The 17,188-nt window shown below is 40.7% G+C and carries 14 protein-coding genes; 9 read left to right on the top strand and 5 right to left on the bottom strand.

What is annotated here, in order from left to right:
• Positions 1–327 precede the first annotated feature (327 nt).
• The gene (gene rfaH / locus BTO21_RS08175) at positions 328–831 is read left to right on the top strand and encodes a transcription/translation regulatory transformer protein RfaH (RefSeq protein WP_045027672.1); all 504 of its coding nucleotides are present in this window, start codon (positions 328–330) and stop codon (positions 829–831) included.
• Between the two features lie 76 nt (positions 832–907).
• Here the strand turns inward: rfaH and folD are convergent, their stop codons facing one another.
• A complete protein-coding gene (gene folD, locus BTO21_RS08170) occupies positions 908–1,765 on the bottom strand; it encodes a bifunctional methylenetetrahydrofolate dehydrogenase/methenyltetrahydrofolate cyclohydrolase FolD (protein WP_045027675.1) in 858 nt (285 codons plus the stop codon).
• 1,358 nt (positions 1,766–3,123) lie between these two features.
• Here folD and tig point away from each other — a divergent pair.
• From tig to BTO21_RS08130, 7 genes are all read left to right on the top strand, one after another.
• Positions 3,124–4,422 carry a trigger factor gene (gene tig, locus BTO21_RS08160; RefSeq protein ID WP_045027678.1) on the top strand — a complete coding sequence of 433 codons (1,299 nt, stop codon included), beginning with the start codon at positions 3,124–3,126 and terminating at the stop codon, positions 4,420–4,422.
• Between the two features lie 105 nt (positions 4,423–4,527).
• Positions 4,528–5,151 (top strand): ATP-dependent Clp endopeptidase proteolytic subunit ClpP, encoded by a 624-nt coding sequence (gene clpP / locus BTO21_RS08155; protein ID WP_045027680.1) that lies wholly within the window; start codon positions 4,528–4,530, stop codon positions 5,149–5,151.
• 112 nt (positions 5,152–5,263) lie between these two features.
• The gene (gene clpX / locus BTO21_RS08150) at positions 5,264–6,547 is read left to right on the top strand and encodes an ATP-dependent protease ATP-binding subunit ClpX (RefSeq protein WP_065193518.1); all 1,284 of its coding nucleotides are present in this window, start codon (positions 5,264–5,266) and stop codon (positions 6,545–6,547) included.
• 209 nt (positions 6,548–6,756) lie between these two features.
• Positions 6,757–9,120 (top strand): endopeptidase La, encoded by a 2,364-nt coding sequence (gene lon, locus BTO21_RS08145; RefSeq protein WP_045027683.1) that lies wholly within the window; start codon positions 6,757–6,759, stop codon positions 9,118–9,120.
• Between the two features lie 226 nt (positions 9,121–9,346).
• A complete protein-coding gene (gene hupB, locus BTO21_RS08140; protein WP_045027685.1) occupies positions 9,347–9,619 on the top strand; it encodes a nucleoid-associated protein HU-beta in 273 nt (90 codons plus the stop codon).
• 428 nt (positions 9,620–10,047) lie between these two features.
• Positions 10,048–11,940: a peptidylprolyl isomerase gene (gene ppiD, locus BTO21_RS08135; protein ID WP_045027687.1), complete on the top strand. Its 1,893-nt coding sequence runs from the start codon at positions 10,048–10,050 to the stop codon at positions 11,938–11,940.
• A 128-nt stretch (positions 11,941–12,068) separates the two neighbouring features.
• Complete coding sequence (locus BTO21_RS08130) at positions 12,069–12,371, top strand: ComEA family DNA-binding protein (RefSeq protein ID WP_045027688.1); 303 nt, start codon at positions 12,069–12,071, stop codon at positions 12,369–12,371.
• A gap of 94 nt (positions 12,372–12,465) precedes the next feature.
• On the opposite strand, the gene rrtA is transcribed toward BTO21_RS08130, so the two are convergent.
• The gene (gene rrtA, locus BTO21_RS08125; protein ID WP_065193515.1) at positions 12,466–13,008 is read right to left on the bottom strand and encodes a rhombosortase; all 543 of its coding nucleotides are present in this window, start codon (positions 13,006–13,008) and stop codon (positions 12,466–12,468) included.
• 10 nt (positions 13,009–13,018) lie between these two features.
• On the opposite strand from rrtA, the gene BTO21_RS08120 reads away from it, so the two are divergent.
• Entirely contained in the window at positions 13,019–13,627 is a 609-nt protein-coding gene (locus tag BTO21_RS08120) for a tRNA-uridine aminocarboxypropyltransferase (protein ID WP_045027689.1), read from the top strand.
• A gap of 178 nt (positions 13,628–13,805) precedes the next feature.
• Here BTO21_RS08120 and BTO21_RS08115 read toward each other — a convergent pair whose 3' ends face one another.
• From BTO21_RS08115 to BTO21_RS08105, 3 genes are all read right to left on the bottom strand, one after another.
• Positions 13,806–15,173, bottom strand: coding sequence for an anti-phage deoxyguanosine triphosphatase (locus BTO21_RS08115; RefSeq protein ID WP_045027691.1), 1,368 nt, complete (start codon positions 15,171–15,173; stop codon positions 13,806–13,808).
• Positions 15,173–15,757, bottom strand: coding sequence for a 5'-deoxynucleotidase (gene yfbR / locus BTO21_RS08110; RefSeq protein ID WP_045027693.1), 585 nt, complete (start codon positions 15,755–15,757; stop codon positions 15,173–15,175). The genes BTO21_RS08115 and yfbR overlap by 1 nt, the downstream gene beginning before the upstream one ends.
• Before the next feature lie 188 nt (positions 15,758–15,945).
• Positions 15,946–17,160, bottom strand: a complete 1,215-nt coding sequence (locus BTO21_RS08105; RefSeq protein ID WP_045027694.1) for a pyridoxal phosphate-dependent aminotransferase — start codon at positions 17,158–17,160, stop codon at positions 15,946–15,948.
• Positions 17,161–17,188 lie beyond the last annotated feature (28 nt).

Genomic DNA, 17,188 nt, shown 5'->3' with positions numbered 1-17,188 from the left:
GTTGATAAGTAATGCTTTGTGCGTTTATTGATCAATTATGAAAAGTCAAATTTCATCACTGGATATTATATCTTACACTACTTATGTAATGTATTTTGGGTTTTTATATTGTTTTAGAATATTATATTGGTCGCTTATATCATCAGTTAAGAATGTTCATATATGTTACAAAATCCAAGGCGTATATTGGTCAATAGTATCGTGAAAATTTATAACCGTAGAATATAAAAGTGGAGGGGAATATTAAAAGGTAGTGCCGAGTCAAGATGTAAATCGATCTTGATTTTGTATATAATAATAAAAGTTAAGATTTTATTGAGGTTGATGATGAAAGATTGGTATCTACTTTATTGTAAGCGTAGTGAGCAAGAGCGCGCAGTGATCAATCTTGATCGTCAAGGGGCTGAATGCTATTACCCTCAGGTTGTTGTTGAAAAAATTGTGCGTGGTAAACGTTGTGAATGCAATGAACCACTATTTCCAAGCTATATTTTTGTGACATTTGATCCTGAACAATTAAGTTTTACGACGGTGCGTTCGACCCGTGGTGTAGCTGATTTTATTCGACAGGGTGCTTTACCGCAAATTGTTAGCGAAGAGTTGATTTATAACTTAATGCTAAATGAAGACAATAATGCATATGATCATATGTTTGAGTCATTACCTCAGCAAGGTGATAAATTGGTCTTAGAACAAGGTAAATTTAAAGGCCTAGATGCTATTTATCAGGAAGCTGATGGTGAAAAACGGTCTTTTATGCTGATCAATTTGTTGGGTAAACAAGTAAAAGTCAGTGTGGAAAATACAGATTTAGTTAAAAACAAATCTTAATTCAACAAAAAGCGAGTATATAAATACTCGCTCTTTATATGCTTATCAATGTGACACATTAATAATATACGCTTGTTTATGCTGAGTGATATTGTTCGCAGGCAAGCAAGGTATTTTCAATCAAACTAGCGACTGTCATTGGGCCGACACCACCAGGTACTGGCGTAATATGTTTGGCGCGCTGACAAGCAACATCAAATTCAACATCTCCGCATAATTTGCCATTTTCAAGACGGTTAATACCGACATCAATAACAGTTGCTCCCTCTTTAATCCAGTTTCCTGGAATAAAATTAGGTTTGCCAACAGCAACGACTAATATATCCGCTTGGCGAATATGGCCTTCGAGATCTTGTGTGAAGCGATGGCAGGTTGTTGTGGTTGCGCCCGCTAGCAATAGCTCTAGGGTCATTGGGCGTCCAACAATATTTGATGCGCCAACAATAACCGCATGTTTACCACGCACCTCAATATTATATCGCTCAAGTAACGTAATAATGCCTTTAGGGGTACATGAACGTAACTTGGGGATACGCTGACTAAGACGACCGACATTATAAGGATGAAAGCCATCAACATCTTTTTCTGGATCAATGCGTTCAAGAATGCGAGTACAGTCCATACCTGCAGGTAACGGTAATTGAACTAAAATACCATCCATGGTTGGGTCTTGATTAAGTTCATCGATTAAGTCGAGTAATTGCTGCTCAGATGCGGTGCTTGGCAGATCAAATGATTTTGAAATAAAGCCGACTTCTTCACAGGCTTTGCGTTTACTACCAACGTAGATCTGTGAGGCAGGATCCTGACCAACGAGAACCACGGCTAATCCAGGTGCGCGTAATCCGGCATCGGTACGTGCTTTTACTCTCGCAGCAACTTCCTGTCGTACGGTTTGGGATATGATTTTCCCATCAATAATTTGAGCGCTCATGGTGATCCTTTGTTGTGTTGGTTGAACGTATCAACGCTAATATTGTGGCAGATTATAAATGGAATAGCCATTAGGCAATCGTTTGCTATTTGATTTTATCTTGAAACAAAATTGTGATTTAGCGATCTAATAAATGAGGAGTCATAAAAGAGACGGTTGTTATTGTGAGATTAAATTGGTGTGGCGAGCTTTTGTTACTTTTGGAAATACTCTCAAAAATGGTTTTTTGTTGTATCTTTAACCAGTTAGTTGCTTGAAACATGAAAAATGAACTAAAGGGATTGACCTTACTTTATTGCTACGTATAATCCGCTCCATAGCTTGATGTTACATCAGGTTGTAATGTTAATCGTTAAGTTTTGGTTATAGTAAAAACTTAAGTGTTAACATTAAAAATTGTCCCCTTAGCTCAGTTGGATAGAGCACGTACCTTTAAGAGAGGAGCCTGTATCTGGAAACAGTTACAGTGGAGAGGGTGAATTCAAGGAAACCTCAGCGCATGATGGCGGTGGCAATCTTGAGCCAAGCTCTACAAGCGTGTAGAGAAGGTGCAGAGACTAGATGATGCAATGCGATCTCATTGTGTAATACATCACTAGCGCCCTCCACCCAAACAGATAATGCTGTGGGTGATGATATAGTCCAGACTACAAACACCGAAGGTGGCAGTGAAAACTGTAGTGGTAAGCTAAGTATGTGGTCGCAGGTTCGAATCCTGCAGGGGACACCACTTTTTGAAAGCCAGCTATTATTAGCTGGCTTTTTTTTATCTAAAATTTGATGTATTTAATGTGTTTGGATCGGTAATGAATGCGTTTTTGTTATTCCCTTTTTAAATAGATGTAACTATTCACCATAAAGATCCGACTCGAAAAGATTTTGTTATTAGCAAAGTACGATCTTTGAAATTTTCAACAATGCATATGGACGAATTAGATAAGTGTCTTTTACTTTGTGCAAATTGTCATCGAATTGAACATGCAAACTTTTAGTATTCGATAAGATGATAAAATGTAGCTATTTATCAAATTAGTTCGTTTTTCCAACATTTAAACGTAAAAAAACCGTTTAAAGGCGATTTTTTTCGTTTTTCCCCTTGAAATGATATTTCTAGCCCCTATCTTGTAATGCAGTCAGAGAGATCGTTCGCGTTAATAAGGTATCTACCTCGACGTCACGCTTACGTGTCGTTATAATAGCGCGCTCTGATAAGTAGGCGACCTACTATCAGAATCTTTAAGAAAGAATTTAGGCGTTATGGTTTTCGAGCTGTAACACGAAAGGATGCCACCGTCAGTAAATGGCTGTTCGGCAACATCACTCAGAAAATGCTGAGTTAAGTTTTGAGGTTAAATATAATGCAAGTTACCGTTGAAACCACTGAAGGTCTAGAACGCCACCTAACTATTACAGTTCCTGCTGCAAACATCGAAGATGCTGTAGCTGCTGAATTACGTAAAATTGCTAAAACTCGTCGTTTCGACGGTTTCCGCCCAGGTAAAGCACCAATGAAGATGGTTGCTAAAATGTTTGGCGCTTCTGTACGTCAAGACATCCTAGGTGAAGTAATGCACCGCCACTTTATCGAAGCTATCGTTAAAGAGCAGATCAATCCAGCAGGCGCACCAACTTTCACTCCAGTAGAAATTGCTGAAGGTAAAGATTTAGTGTTTAAAGCTTCTTTTGAAGTTTTCCCTGAGATCGTACTTGCAGGCCTAGATAAAGTTGTTGTTGAGAAGCCAGTTGTTACAGTAACTGATGCTGACGTTGACGGCATGCTAGATACACTACGTAAGCAACAAGCTACTTGGACTGACGTTGAAGCTGCAGCTGAAGCTGATAGCCGTGTAACTATCGATTTCGTTGGTACTATCGATGGCGAAGAATTCGACGGCGGTAAAGCTGAAGGTTTCGCACTTGCTATGGGCCAAGGTCGTATGATCCCTGGTTTCGAAGAAGGTGTTGTTGGTAAGAAAGCAGGCGAAGAGTTTACTGTTGAAGTAACATTCCCTGAAGAATACCACGCAGAAAACCTAAAAGGTAAGTCTGCAGCGTTTGCTATCACTCTTCATAAAGTAGAAGCACAACAACTACCTGAACTAACTGAAGAATTCGTTTCTAAGTTTGGTGTTGAAGACGGTTCTGTTGAAGGTCTTAAGACTGAAGTTCGTAAGAACATGGAACGTGAGCTTAAGCAAGCTGTTAAAGGTCGTATTAAAGATCAAGTTCTTAACGGTCTTGTTGAGCAAAACGACATTGCAGTTCCTACAGCGCTTATCGATCAAGAAATCGAAGCACTACGTAAGCAAGCTGCACAACGTTTTGGCGGCGACGCTAAGAACATGCCTGAACTACCACGTGAATTGTTCGAAGAGCAAGCTAAGCGTCGTGTAGTTGTTGGCCTACTAGTTGGTGAAGTAATTAAAACAGAAGAGCTAAAAGCAGACGAAGATCGCGTAACTGCAATCATCGCTGAAATGGCTTCTGCATACGAAGATCCAACTGAAGTAGTTAAATACTACGCAAGCAACGAGCAGCTAATGAATAATATGCGCAATGTTGCTCTAGAAGAGCAAGCAATTGATGCACTTCTAGCTAAAGCTCAGGTTTCAGATAAAGAAGTTAGCTTCAACGATCTAATGAATCCTGCTGCTTAATTTACTGAAATTGCTGTAGAGATTTGACATTAGCTCAAGTCTTCTGCTAACAATGGTCCGTGTGAATACTTTCATTCGGGCCATTTATTTTAGGGAAATAAGATTATGAGCTACCAAGCACAAAACGGCATGTCACCGATTATGGATGCGCTGGTACCGATGGTGGTCGAGCAGACTTCTCGTGGTGAGCGTTCTTACGATATTTATTCCCGTCTCCTAAAAGAGCGTGTGATTTTCTTAACCGGTCAGGTTGAAGATCATATGGCTAACTTAGTTGTAGCCCAGTTGCTATTTTTGGAGTCTGAGAACCCAGACAAAGACATTTTCCTTTACATTAACTCTCCAGGCGGTTCTGTAACTGCAGGTATGTCAATTTATGACACCATGCAGTTTATTAAACCAAATGTAAGTACAGTATGTATGGGACAAGCATGTTCAATGGGTGCATTCCTATTGGCAGGCGGAGCTCAAGGTAAGCGTTATTGCCTACCTAACTCTCGCGTGATGATCCACCAACCATTGGGTGGTTTCCAAGGCCAAGCATCGGATATTCAAATCCATGCTCAAGAAATCCTAACGATTAAACAACGTTTAAATGGATTATTGGCTGAGCATACGGGTCAACCGTTAGAGATTATTGAGCGTGATACCGATCGTGATAACTTTATGTCTGCAGATCAGGCAGTAGAGTACGGTCTAGTTGATTCTGTATTGAGTAAGCGTGATTAAGAGACGTTTTATTTTGCAATTCGCGAAGCGGGTTTAGTAAAGCAAAATAAGTCGACTTGTTATACACTCAAGACATGACAATGATGGGATACCCCAATAAAGAGGTTAGCGAATGACAGATAAGCGCAAAGAGGGAAGTAGCAGCAAGCTACTTTACTGCTCTTTTTGTGGCAAAAGTCAGCATGAAGTTCGCAAGCTAATTGCTGGTCCTTCTGTTTATATTTGTGATGAGTGCGTTGATTTATGCAACGACATTATTCGCGAAGAAATCAAAGAAGTGATGACGAAAAGCGATAGCGACGAGCTGCCGACTCCACAACAAATTCGTAACAACTTAGATGATTATGTTATCGGCCAATCACATGCTAAAAAAGTGTTGGCTGTTGCTGTATACAATCACTATAAGCGTCTACGTAATGGCGATAAGAATAGTGATGGCGTTGAATTAGGTAAGAGTAATATCCTACTTATTGGCCCTACTGGTAGTGGTAAAACATTATTAGCAGAGACATTAGCGCGTATGCTTGATGTTCCGTTTACAATGGCTGATGCAACAACATTAACTGAAGCAGGTTATGTTGGTGAAGACGTTGAAAACATCATTCAAAAGTTGCTACAAAAATGTGATTACGACGTAGCCAAAGCCGAACGCGGTATTGTGTACATCGATGAGATCGATAAGATCTCACGTAAGTCGGATAATCCATCAATTACACGTGATGTATCAGGTGAAGGTGTTCAGCAAGCGTTGCTGAAGCTGATCGAAGGTACTGTTGCTTCTGTTCCACCGCAAGGTGGCCGTAAGCATCCTCAACAAGAGTTCTTACAAGTTGATACTTCTAAGATTCTATTTATCTGTGGTGGTGCATTTGCTGGCCTAGATAAAGTGGTTGAGCAACGTGTCGCAACAGGTACTGGCATCGGTTTTGCTGCTGATGTACGTTCAAAAGACCAAACAGACACATTAAGTGATTTGTTTAAGAAAGTTGAACCACAAGATTTGGTGAAATACGGTTTAATTCCTGAATTCATCGGTCGTCTACCTGTTACAGCAACACTTGGCGAACTTGACCAAGATGCGCTAGTTCAAATTCTACGTGAGCCTAAGAATGCCCTTACTAAACAGTATGCTGCATTACTAGCGCTTGAAAATGTTGAATTAGAATTCCGCGATGATGCTTTGATTGCGATTGCGAAAAAAGCAATGGATCGTAAAACAGGTGCACGTGGCCTACGTTCTATTGTTGAAGCAGTGTTACTTGATACCATGTATGAGCTTCCGTCTCTAGCGGGTGTGAGTAAAGTTGTGATTGATGAGTCTGTAATTAACGGTGAGTCAGAACCATTATTGATTTACGAAAATACAGAAACACAAGAAGCAGCCAGTGCTGAATAAAAGCTGAGTAAGTGCTTAATATCTGCACGTAAAAGCTAAAAAAGAGGAGGCTTTTGCCTCCTTTTTTATTTTCTGACATTTCATACATTGAAACTTGATGCTTTACCCCCATATACTCAATATAAGCTAACTCTAATCGTATTAAGTAACTACGCTGTATCCAGTTAGGTTATTTAATACGATTAGTATGGACAGGAAGAGAGAAGAATATGAACCTGGAGCGTTCTGAGCGCCTTGAGATCCCGGTTCTACCACTGCGTGATGTAGTGGTATACCCTCATATGGTTATTCCATTGTTTGTGGGCCGGGAAAAATCAATTCGTTGCCTTGAGTCGGCAATGGAAAACAATAAACAGATTCTGTTGGTAGCTCAAAAAGAAGCCGCCACAGATGAACCGTCGATCACTGATCTTTATGATGTTGGTACTGTAGCAACGATTCTTCAACTATTGAAATTACCGGATGGTACGGTAAAAGTGTTGGTTGAAGGCCAACAACGAGCAAAAGTTGAAGATCTTGCTGATGATGAGTTTTTTACCGCTAATGCTGAATTTTTGGTTACGCCAGCAATGGACGAACGTGAACAAGAAGTTTTAGTTCGAACGGCAATCAGTCAGTTCGAAGGCTTTATTAAACTCAATAAAAAGATCCCACCAGAAGTATTAACATCCCTTAACGGCATTGATGATGCAGCGCGCCTTGCAGATACTATCGCAGCGCATATGCCTCTGAAATTAGCAGATAAGCAAAAAGTACTTGAAATCGTTGATATCACAGAACGTTTAGAGTTCTTGATGGCAATGATGGAATCTGAAATCGACCTTCTGCAAGTTGAAAAACGTATCCGTGGACGCGTTAAAAAGCAGATGGAAAAATCTCAGCGTGAGTACTACCTGAACGAACAAATGAAAGCTATCCAGAAAGAACTGGGTGAGCTTGATGATGCGCCAGATGAATTTGAAGCGTTACAGCTTAAAATCGAAGCATCGAAGATGCCTACTGAAGCACGCGAAAAAACTGAGCAAGAACTACAAAAGCTGAAGATGATGTCACCGATGTCAGCAGAAGCAACGGTGGTTCGTGGCTACATCGATTGGATGCTTAGTGTACCTTGGCATAAGCGTTCAAAGGTGAAGAAGAATTTAGCGAAAGCAGAAGAAGTTCTTAACGCTGATCACTATGGTCTAGAGCGTGTTAAAGAACGTATTCTTGAATATCTCGCAGTGCAAAGCCGTGTTAACAAGCTTAAAGGTCCAATCCTTTGTCTTGTTGGTCCTCCTGGTGTAGGTAAAACCTCTCTAGGTCAATCTATTGCTGCTGCAACCGGACGTAAATACGTGCGCATGGCATTAGGTGGTGTACGTGATGAAGCGGAAATCCGTGGTCACCGTCGTACTTACATTGGTTCAATGCCGGGTAAGTTAATTCAAAAAATGGCAAAAGTGGAAGTGAAAAACCCACTGTTCCTATTGGATGAAATTGACAAAATGTCTTCTGATATGCGTGGTGATCCTGCATCAGCACTGCTAGAAGTCTTAGATCCTGAGCAAAATAGTTCGTTTAATGACCATTACTTAGAAGTTGATTATGACTTATCTGATGTAATGTTCGTTGCAACCTCGAACTCAATGAATATTCCGGGTCCATTGCTTGATCGTATGGAAGTGATTCGTCTTTCTGGTTATACCGAAGATGAAAAACTGAACATCGCTAAAAATCACTTATTGGATAAGCAAATCCAGCGTAATGGATTAAAGCCTAGCGAGTTGACGATTGAAGACTCAGCATTAATGGGCATTATTCGTTACTACACTCGTGAAGCTGGTGTGCGTAGTCTTGAGCGTGAAATTTCTAAACTATGCCGTAAAGCAGTGAAAGAAATTTTATTGAACAAAGACATTAAGCATGTGTCGATTAGCCAAGATAACCTTAAAGATTATTTAGGTGTGCAGCGTTGCGATTATGGTAAAGCTGACGAAAGTAACCGCGTTGGTCAAGTTACTGGTTTAGCATGGACAGAAGTTGGTGGTGATTTATTGACCATTGAAACAGAGTCTATGCCAGGTAAGGGTAAGTTGACATACACCGGTTCTTTGGGCGATGTGATGCAAGAGTCTATTCAGGCAGCGATGACAGTGGTACGTAGTCGCGCTGAACGTTTAGGTATTGCGAGCGATTTTTACGAAAAACGCGATATTCATGTTCACGTTCCTGAAGGCGCAACACCAAAAGATGGTCCAAGTGCGGGTATCGCGATGTGTACCGCCTTGGTATCAAGCTTAACGGGTAATCCTGTGCGTGCTGATGTTGCCATGACGGGTGAAATCACATTACGTGGTGAAGTGTTACCGATTGGTGGCTTAAAAGAGAAGCTTTTGGCGGCTCACCGTGGTGGCATTAAAACAGTGTTAATTCCAAAAGAAAATGAACGTGACTTGGAAGAAATTCCAGCGAATGTGATTGCTGATTTGGAAGTACGCCCTGTACGTTGGATTGATGAGGTGCTGACAATAGCATTGCAGAATAATCCATCAGGCATTGAGTTAGTCAATGCGCAAAATAGTGACCTATAGCTAAATTAGTTAAAGAAAAAACGCTTTCAGGACTAAAAACCTTGTCAGCGTTTTTTTGTGTGGCTATAAGGTACATCTAATCCGCGTTATGCGAACTGATTTTAAGCTTTGATCGCTATACATAGTGGGCTATCAAGGCAATAACGTTTTTCTATTTGATTACTATTACGTGACGTATTTATCTAAACATAGCGTTGTAATCAAGGTTCATTAAGAGGATCTAATTGTGAACAAAACTCAACTAGTTGATAAAATCGCAGAAAGTGCTGATATTTCTAAAGCATCTGCTGGCCGTGCTCTTGATGCATTAATTGAAACTGTTACTGAGACCTTAAAGCAGGGTGATCAGGTTGCATTAGTTGGTTTTGGTACTTTCTCTGTTCGTGAGCGTGCGGCACGTACTGGCCGTAATCCACAAACAGGTGCAGAGATTCAAATTGCAGCGGCAAAAGTACCTGGTTTCAAACCAGGTAAAGCGCTTAAAGATTCTGTAAACTAAAAATTAAAGGCGTGAGCCTTTGGTTTTGTCATGTTTTCATGGCTTAAAAATTGCTACCGGAAAGAGTATACTTATTCGGTACGATAAAGGCGCATCGGTTGATGCGCTTTTTTTACTTATAAATAGCCTGATAGACAATCCATTATGAGAAATATTAACGTTAATATTCATCATAGTGTTGTTTAATTGAGTTTATGTAACAATTCTCAGTGCTGTGTGTGGCTTATCGGTCGCAGGTTATCTATATTGAGAAGACTAGAGTAATTAAGACTAGGTTTATCGATATAGCAGTAGCTATTCAGTTGTTGTTATATAACATGTAGTAAACAGTATGGTGCGGTCATCATGGTGATGCCGGTAGCATTATGCATAAATTTGATAGTAGTTCGAAACCGAGCCAGATCGAACAGTAGGAGAGACGGCAGATTATGATGGAGCGATTGCGCGAAGGCGCTAACAGCATCTGGGTTAAGATTATTCTAAGCCTAATTATTTTATCTTTTGTATTTGCTGGCGTCGGCAGTTATCTGGCGAGTGGTAATGAGCAAGTTGCAGCAAAGATTAACGGTAAAGAAATTAGCCAACGTCAGTTTGAGCAAGTTTACCAAAATGAACGTAACCGTATGCAAGAGCGTATGGGCGATTACTTTTCAACCTTGATGGGCGATCCTGCTTATGTGAAGCAATTCCGTCAAAGTGTATTAGATCGTATGGTCAATGATGAACTGATTCAACAACGTGCGGATAAACTTGGTCTTAGCGTCAGTGATGCACAAGTGAAGCAAGAAATTCTTGCGATGCCAGCATTTGCCGTTGGTGGTGTGTTTAATAACGAGCAATACAACATGGCATTACGCCGTGCGGGCTTTACTCCTGATCAGTTTGCAGAAACTATCCGTAAAGACATGTTACGTCAGCAGTTCTTATCAGCATTACAAGGCAGTGACTTCGTGTTAGCTGACGAAGCTGATGAGCTACGTAAACTTGAATCGCAGCAACGTGTTGTTCGTACCTTAACGCTGAACCTTGCTGACTTTACTCAAAAAGTAAAAGTAACAGATAAAGACGCGCAAGAGTTTTATGACCAAAACTCGAACTTGTTTACTCGACCTGCGCAAATCAAAGTGTCTTATATTGAGCTATCAGGTAAAGGCTTAACTAAAGATATTAAAGTCTCAGAGCAAGCTGCTGAAACGTACTATAAAGATAATCAAGCTAAGTTCAGTACAGCTGAAGAGCGTGAAGTTAGCCATATCTTAGTGAAAGGTGATACAGCAACGGCGAAAGCTAAAGCAGAAGCACTACTTGCACAGCTACAAAATGGTGCAAACTTTGCTGAGGTTGCTAAGCAATCATCTGATGATACATTCAGTGCTAAAGATGGTGGCAAGTTAGAATGGTTCACTAAAGGCATGATGGATCCAGCGTTTGAGCAAGAAGCATTTGCCCTTGCAAAACCAGGTGATCTATCAGGTTTAGTCAAGTCATCATTTGGTTACCACATCATTTTACTTGATGGTATTAAAGCTGGAAAAGTAAAACCATTTGCTGATGTTAAAGCACAAATTATTGCTGAGTTACAACAGCAACAATCTGCTGATGAGTTTTATAAGCTGAAAAGTAAGTTAGCCGAAGTGGCTTTTGAATCACCAGATTCATTAGATGCTGCGGCTGAAGCTGTGAAAGCAAAAATCATACATACTGATTACATTACAGCTGCAGAAGAAAAAGGTGTCTTAGCGAATAAACAAGTGCAAGAGACATTACAAAGTCCTGAAGTTCATGATGATGGTATGAACTCTGATGTGATTGAGTTAGGTCCTGAGCATGTGATTGTGGTACGTGTTGATGATGCTCGTGCAGAAGCAGTGTTGCCATTTAAAGATGTTGCAGCAAAAGTGAATGCGATGGTTGCGAGCCAAAAAGGCGAACAGCAAGCACAAGCTAAAGCTGATGAGATTATGGCAGACTTACGTAAAGGTAAAGACGATATTGTTGCTAAAGATGGCTTAAGCTTCTCTGGTGAACAAACAATTAATCGTGCTGGTCCAAATGCGAATATTTCAAATGTAGCATTTAGTTTACCGAAACCAACAGCAGGTAAAGCAACTTACGGCATGGCTCGTGATAACAACGGTAATGTTGAAATCATCGCGCTTGATAAAGTTGTTAACATGAAGTTGGCTGGCGAAAAAGTAAATGGTCAGTTTGCAGAGCAAATTGGGCAGATGTTTGCTCAAGAAGATCTAGCTGCCACGTTAAAAACATTACGTGAATCAGCAGAGATCAGCTACCCAATGCAAGACACATCGAAAGATTAATTGAAATTGTAATGTAAATAGACGAGCCGTTTGTGCGGCTCGTCTTTTTTTTGCTTAAATTTTATTGGTTTTTGTTATTATAAGTAACTTGTTGCGTATCATTTGTATTCGTCTTAATTAGAAATGGAATGATAATGACAATAAAATATCAGTTATTTAAAGCAATCGTTGTTGCCGGTACGCTAGTGTTAGCACCGATAAGTTATGCAAATCCTGATCAACACAAAGGTATTGATATCATTGTAAATATCAATGATGCTAATGCAGAGCAGCTTGATAAATTATTGGTGGGGATTGGGCCGGATAAAGCAGAAAATATTATTCAGTATAGAATCAAGTATGGAAAATTTGCAGCTGCTGATGATCTTGCGAAAGTAAAAGGCATTGGTATTTCAACGGTAGATAAAAACCGTAACCGAATTAAGTTGTAGTTACTAATAATTCGGACTCTATCTATTACGACAAGTATTACGACAGGCTAGCGTCTGTCGTTTTTTATCTAACACTGGCGCTTATGTTGTAACTTTATTTTTTTGATGGCGTAATAAGGGCAATTATTGCACCCGATACGGCTCCGATTAAATGGGCTTGTGTCGCAACTTGTACTCCAATCAGTTCGGCTGAACTGGCAGAGCCTCCAAAACATTGTTCCCAACTTATCTTAGCGATTAGCCCGAGCAGTAATAACCAACCGCCTTTGGTTTTGGTTTGAATATCCCGAATTGCCCCCCAAGCAAATAAGCCGTGTAATACGCCAGAAAAGCCCGCATACCAGCTAATTTGTGTCGCAAATAAGCCAACGCCGATAATGCCACTGAGGCTTAAAATTAATAAGCTATAGTGGATCGGAGTAAAGTGGGCGCGAAAAATAAAGCTGATAATAATAAACGCACCAGCATTCATAGCGAGATGAATCCAATTGGTATGGGTGATATTTCCTGTTAGGATCCGCCATACTTCACCATTAAGGATCGCTTGGCGATCCCAAACTAGCAGCGGTTGAAGTTGTGGAATTTGAGCAATAATTCCTACAATTAATGCGATAATAATGTAATTGCGAATAGACAAGGCAACCTCAATGAGTCGGTATTGTGAATACTGTGGTAAGGCAAAAAAAGCCTGTATTTGCCACTGGATCGAAAACATCACAGCAACAACAGAAATTTGGATTTTACAGCATCCATCAGAAATTAAGCGCGCGATAGGCACAGCAAGAATATTATCACTTTCTCTACCAAATAGCCGACTTTGGGTAGGAGAAGATTTTTCTGAACATGATGAGCTTAACAGCTTACTTGAAGAGCCTGAACGTGATGTGTATGTCGTTTATCCTGGTGAGGGATCGGTACCGATTTCAACTGTTGCAGTCACGGCTAATAAGCAACGAATACAAACGGTTATTTTATTAGATGGTACGTGGAAAAAAGCCTATAAAATGTGGCAACTAGCCACTAACTTACACCATTTACCGTTAGTGAATTTAGACAATGCTGATAGTGGCAATTATCGTATTCGTAAGTCGCCTAAAGATCAGGGAGTATCAACTGTAGAAGCGGGGTATTTAGCCTTGTCTGCATTTGAAGCTGATACTGATAAGTTTACGCCTTTGCTAACTACCTTTAATCACATGATAGATTTTCAGATTAAACAAATGCCACAAGGGGTGTTTGAGAACAATTATTTGTGAGAAGAAGGCACGAGTAGCGAGGAAGGGCTGAAGCTAGGCAAGAGCAGGGGCGAGTGACGAGAAAAAGCAGAAGCAAGTAACGAGAATTTAGGACACTCTCCTCTTTTTGGTACTTGACTATGAGTTAAGGGTATTGAGAATGCCGACCCTCGACCCTCGACCCTCGACCCTCGACCCTCTACACCCCATGCCCTTCGTTGCCTATTTCCAGCGTAATCGACGGTTGAAATAGGGTGTTGTACAGCCGCTGCGAAAAGCCATCAGTCATACTTGAAATATAATCAGCAATGATCCGCATTTCATTGTCGCCTTTATCAACGGCACTCTGCCAATGCTTACGAGTAGACTCTGGTAATAAGCGTTCAGGATCTGAGGCAAACGCATCAAACAACTCCATGATTAATTGTTGGCCTTTATATTCTAATAACTGAATTTCAGGCTTTTTAACCACATAATCACTGACAAACTGTTTTAGGACATTAAGCGCTTTTTCCATTGCGGGTGACAGATATGCATTCCATTTTAGTAATGGTTCTTCAAAACTGTGGAGGCCATCTTGCAGTGTTGGTGCAATTTCAATTGAGGTCAGTAAGGCATTAACTAGCGCACCGATAGCATCTTTACGTTGGTGATGGCTGGCAAACATATGTTCACTGATCTCACCAATACGTTGTTCTAACCACGGATCACCACATTCAGCAATTTTTGATGCCACCGCTTCTTGCCATTGATCACGGTTGACGATACCCATTACGATGGCATCTTCAAGATCATGGACGCCATACGCAATATCATCAGCTAATTCCATGATTGAGCAATCAATTGATTTAAAACGGGTTTTGTGGTGTTTTTGTGGTAAATGAGAGTGGCTACGCATTTGTTTAAATAGCTGCCGATCATGTTCGGAAAGAGGTGCTAATACCCAGTCAAAGACTGTTTGATCATCATCATAAATGCCTTTCGCAGGATGCCACAGCTTGGCTTTTAAATGACGAAAATTGACTACATCATCAGCTCGCTCTGTCGCGGTAGTGTGACTCAGCAAGGCGGGGTATTTGAGAAGCCCTAATAAAGTACGACGTGAGAGGTTCATGCCATAATGTTCGGTATAAGGTTCTAGGAGCGTTACGATACGAAAGGTTTGCGCGTTACCTTCAAACCCACCGTGGTTACGCATCATATAATTCAATGCCACTTCACCACCATGCCCAAACGGTGGGTGCCCAATATCATGCGCTAAACAGATACTTTCCATTAAGCTGGTTGACGATAATAATGAATGGAATTGAGGCTGCTTTAATTTTAATTGCGCCACAATGCCAGTGCCAATTTGTGAAGCTTCAAGGGAGTGAGTTAAACGGGTGCGATAAAAATCGTGATTGCCAGCACCATGAACTTGGGTTTTGGCCTGCAGGCGTCGAAATGCCGCCGAATGTAAAATTCGCGCACGATCACGTTGATAGGCCGAACGGTGATCATCACGGCGCATTTTTTGTTCATCGCTATGACGCTGTTGCCAGCAAGGATCAATAATAAAAGCGCTCATTAGCTGATCTCATCTAGCGTTAAGTTAAAACTATCTGCAAAAGTGGTGAGGAAATAGTCCATTTCGGGGGTTCTGCGTGCTGCTAAGGTTTCTTCAAGACGTTTTTTTGCTTTGGTAAATTCATGATTACCAGCGCTTAATTCTTCTAAGCATTTTAGATAAGCGCATAGGGTATCAGCTTGTTTGACGATAGCGGCATTTTCAGGATCGAGCTTATGGCTATCAAGTAACGGCGCATAATCATCATGAAATTCTTCAGGTAACATCGAGAGTAATTTTTGCTCGGCAGCAAGCTCGATTTTTTTGTATTCTTCAGCAATCGTTGGGTTGAAGTATTTAATCGGGGTTGGCATATCACCCGTAATGACTTCACTGACATCATGAAACATACCCAATAGTGCGATACGTTCAGGATTAACATTGCCACCAAATTTGCGATTTTTAATGAGTGCCAGCGCATGGGCAACAAAAGCGACTTGAAGACTGTGTTCTGAAATGTTTTCAGTCTCAACACTGCGCATTAATGGCCAGCGTTGAATTAAACGCATCCGCGCGAGATGAGCAAAAAAATGGCTTTTTTCCATGGGAGTGTTCCCTTATAGCAAAATTTTGATGGGTATAAGTATACCAAGTGTATGGTGTTAATGAAGGAATTACTTGGTAAGTGTTCACGCGTTATTTGGGCGTTATATTACAACTGATAAAGAAAAGCCTCGGGGATAAACCGAGGCTGATAATCGTGTATTGTTAACGACGATAAGTGATAGTCGTGTTATTGACGATAGCTGTGCAAGAAGCGCTCAAGACGGGTCATTGCCTGCTCTAAGTCATCGACTCGCGGTAGCGTTACAATACGGAAGTGATCCGGTTGTTTCCAGTTAAAGCCCGTTCCGTGAACCACTAATACTTTTTCTTGAAGTAAGAAGTCCATAGCAAAGCGTTGATCATCAATAATATTGAATTTTTTCTGATCTAGCTTTGGAAATAGGTATAACGCACCTTTGGGTTTTACACATGAAACGCCCGGAATTTGCGTCAATAAATCATACGCTTTATCGCGTTGTTCAAGTAAGCGTCCGCCGGGTAAAATCAATTCATTAATACTCTGATAACCACCCAATGCGGTTTGAATCGCATGTTGCATCGGTACGTTGGCACATAAGCGCATAGAAGACAGCATTTCTAAGCCTTCAATATAGCCTTTTGCTTTGTGTTTTGCGCCAGAAAGTACCATCCAACCCGCACGGAAACCACATACTCGGTATGATTTAGACAGGCCATTAAACGTGATACAGAATACGTCTGGTGCTAATGGTGCAATCGAAGTGTGTTTTGCACCGTCATAGAGAATTTTATCGTAGATTTCATCGGCAAAAATAATCAGATTATGCTGACGTGCAATTTCAACAATTTCTAATAAAAACTCACGGCTATAAACAGCACCGGTTGGGTTATTAGGGTTGATTAGCACGATGCCGCGGGTATGAGGACCAATCTTTTTCTTAATATCCTCAAGATCAGGGTACCAATCAGATTGTTCATCACAGGTATAATGTACTGCGGTGCCGCCTGAAAGCGATACTGCTGCCGTCCATAATGGATAATCAGGAGAAGGCACTAAGATTTCATCTTTATGGTTTAGCAGTGCTTGCATCGCCATTACAATTAATTCTGAAACGCCATTACCAATAAAAACATCTTCAACATCAATGTCTAATAAGCCACATTTTTGGTAATGCTGGACCACGGCTTTACGTGCAGAGTAAATGCCCTTTGAATCACAGTAACCTTGTGATGTTGGCAAGTTACGGATCACGTCAACCAGAATTTCATCAGGAGCATCGAATCCAAACGGGGCTGGATTGCCAATGTTAAGTTTAAGTATTTTTTGGCCTTCTTCTTCCATGCGTTTAGCATGCTTAAGAACGGGACCGCGTATATCATAACAAACATTATTGAGCTTGGATGACATCCCGAAATTTTGCATATAATACTTTCCTGATGAGAATTTTTGG

It is taken from the genome of Photobacterium phosphoreum (assembly GCF_002954725.1).
In the GTDB taxonomy this organism is placed as follows: domain Bacteria; phylum Pseudomonadota; class Gammaproteobacteria; order Enterobacterales; family Vibrionaceae; genus Photobacterium; species Photobacterium phosphoreum.
The sequence above is the reverse complement of the archived record's forward strand: the minus strand, read 5'-3'. Positions and strand labels throughout refer to the sequence as shown.

Bases quoted from the DNA above. Each gene is read 5' to 3' on its own strand.
- tig (WP_045027678.1), top strand. From the start codon at position 3,124: ATGCAAGTTACCGTTGAAACCACTGAAGGTCTAGAACGCCACCTAACT.
- yfbR (WP_045027693.1), bottom strand. From the start codon at position 15,757: ATGGAAAAAAGCCATTTTTTTGCTCATCTCGCGCGGATGCGTTTAATT.
- BTO21_RS08130 (WP_045027688.1), top strand. From the start codon at position 12,069: ATGATAATGACAATAAAATATCAGTTATTTAAAGCAATCGTTGTTGCC.
- clpP (WP_045027680.1), top strand. From the start codon at position 4,528: ATGAGCTACCAAGCACAAAACGGCATGTCACCGATTATGGATGCGCTG.
- BTO21_RS08115 (WP_045027691.1), bottom strand. From the start codon at position 15,173: ATGAGCGCTTTTATTATTGATCCTTGCTGGCAACAGCGTCATAGCGAT.
- clpX (WP_065193518.1), top strand. From the start codon at position 5,264: ATGACAGATAAGCGCAAAGAGGGAAGTAGCAGCAAGCTACTTTACTGC.
- BTO21_RS08105 (WP_045027694.1), bottom strand. From the start codon at position 17,160: ATGCAAAATTTCGGGATGTCATCCAAGCTCAATAATGTTTGTTATGAT.
- ppiD (WP_045027687.1), top strand. From the start codon at position 10,048: ATGATGGAGCGATTGCGCGAAGGCGCTAACAGCATCTGGGTTAAGATT.
- rfaH (WP_045027672.1), top strand. From the start codon at position 328: ATGAAAGATTGGTATCTACTTTATTGTAAGCGTAGTGAGCAAGAGCGC.
- BTO21_RS08120 (WP_045027689.1), top strand. From the start codon at position 13,019: ATGAGTCGGTATTGTGAATACTGTGGTAAGGCAAAAAAAGCCTGTATT.
- lon (WP_045027683.1), top strand. From the start codon at position 6,757: ATGAACCTGGAGCGTTCTGAGCGCCTTGAGATCCCGGTTCTACCACTG.
- folD (WP_045027675.1), bottom strand. From the start codon at position 1,765: ATGAGCGCTCAAATTATTGATGGGAAAATCATATCCCAAACCGTACGA.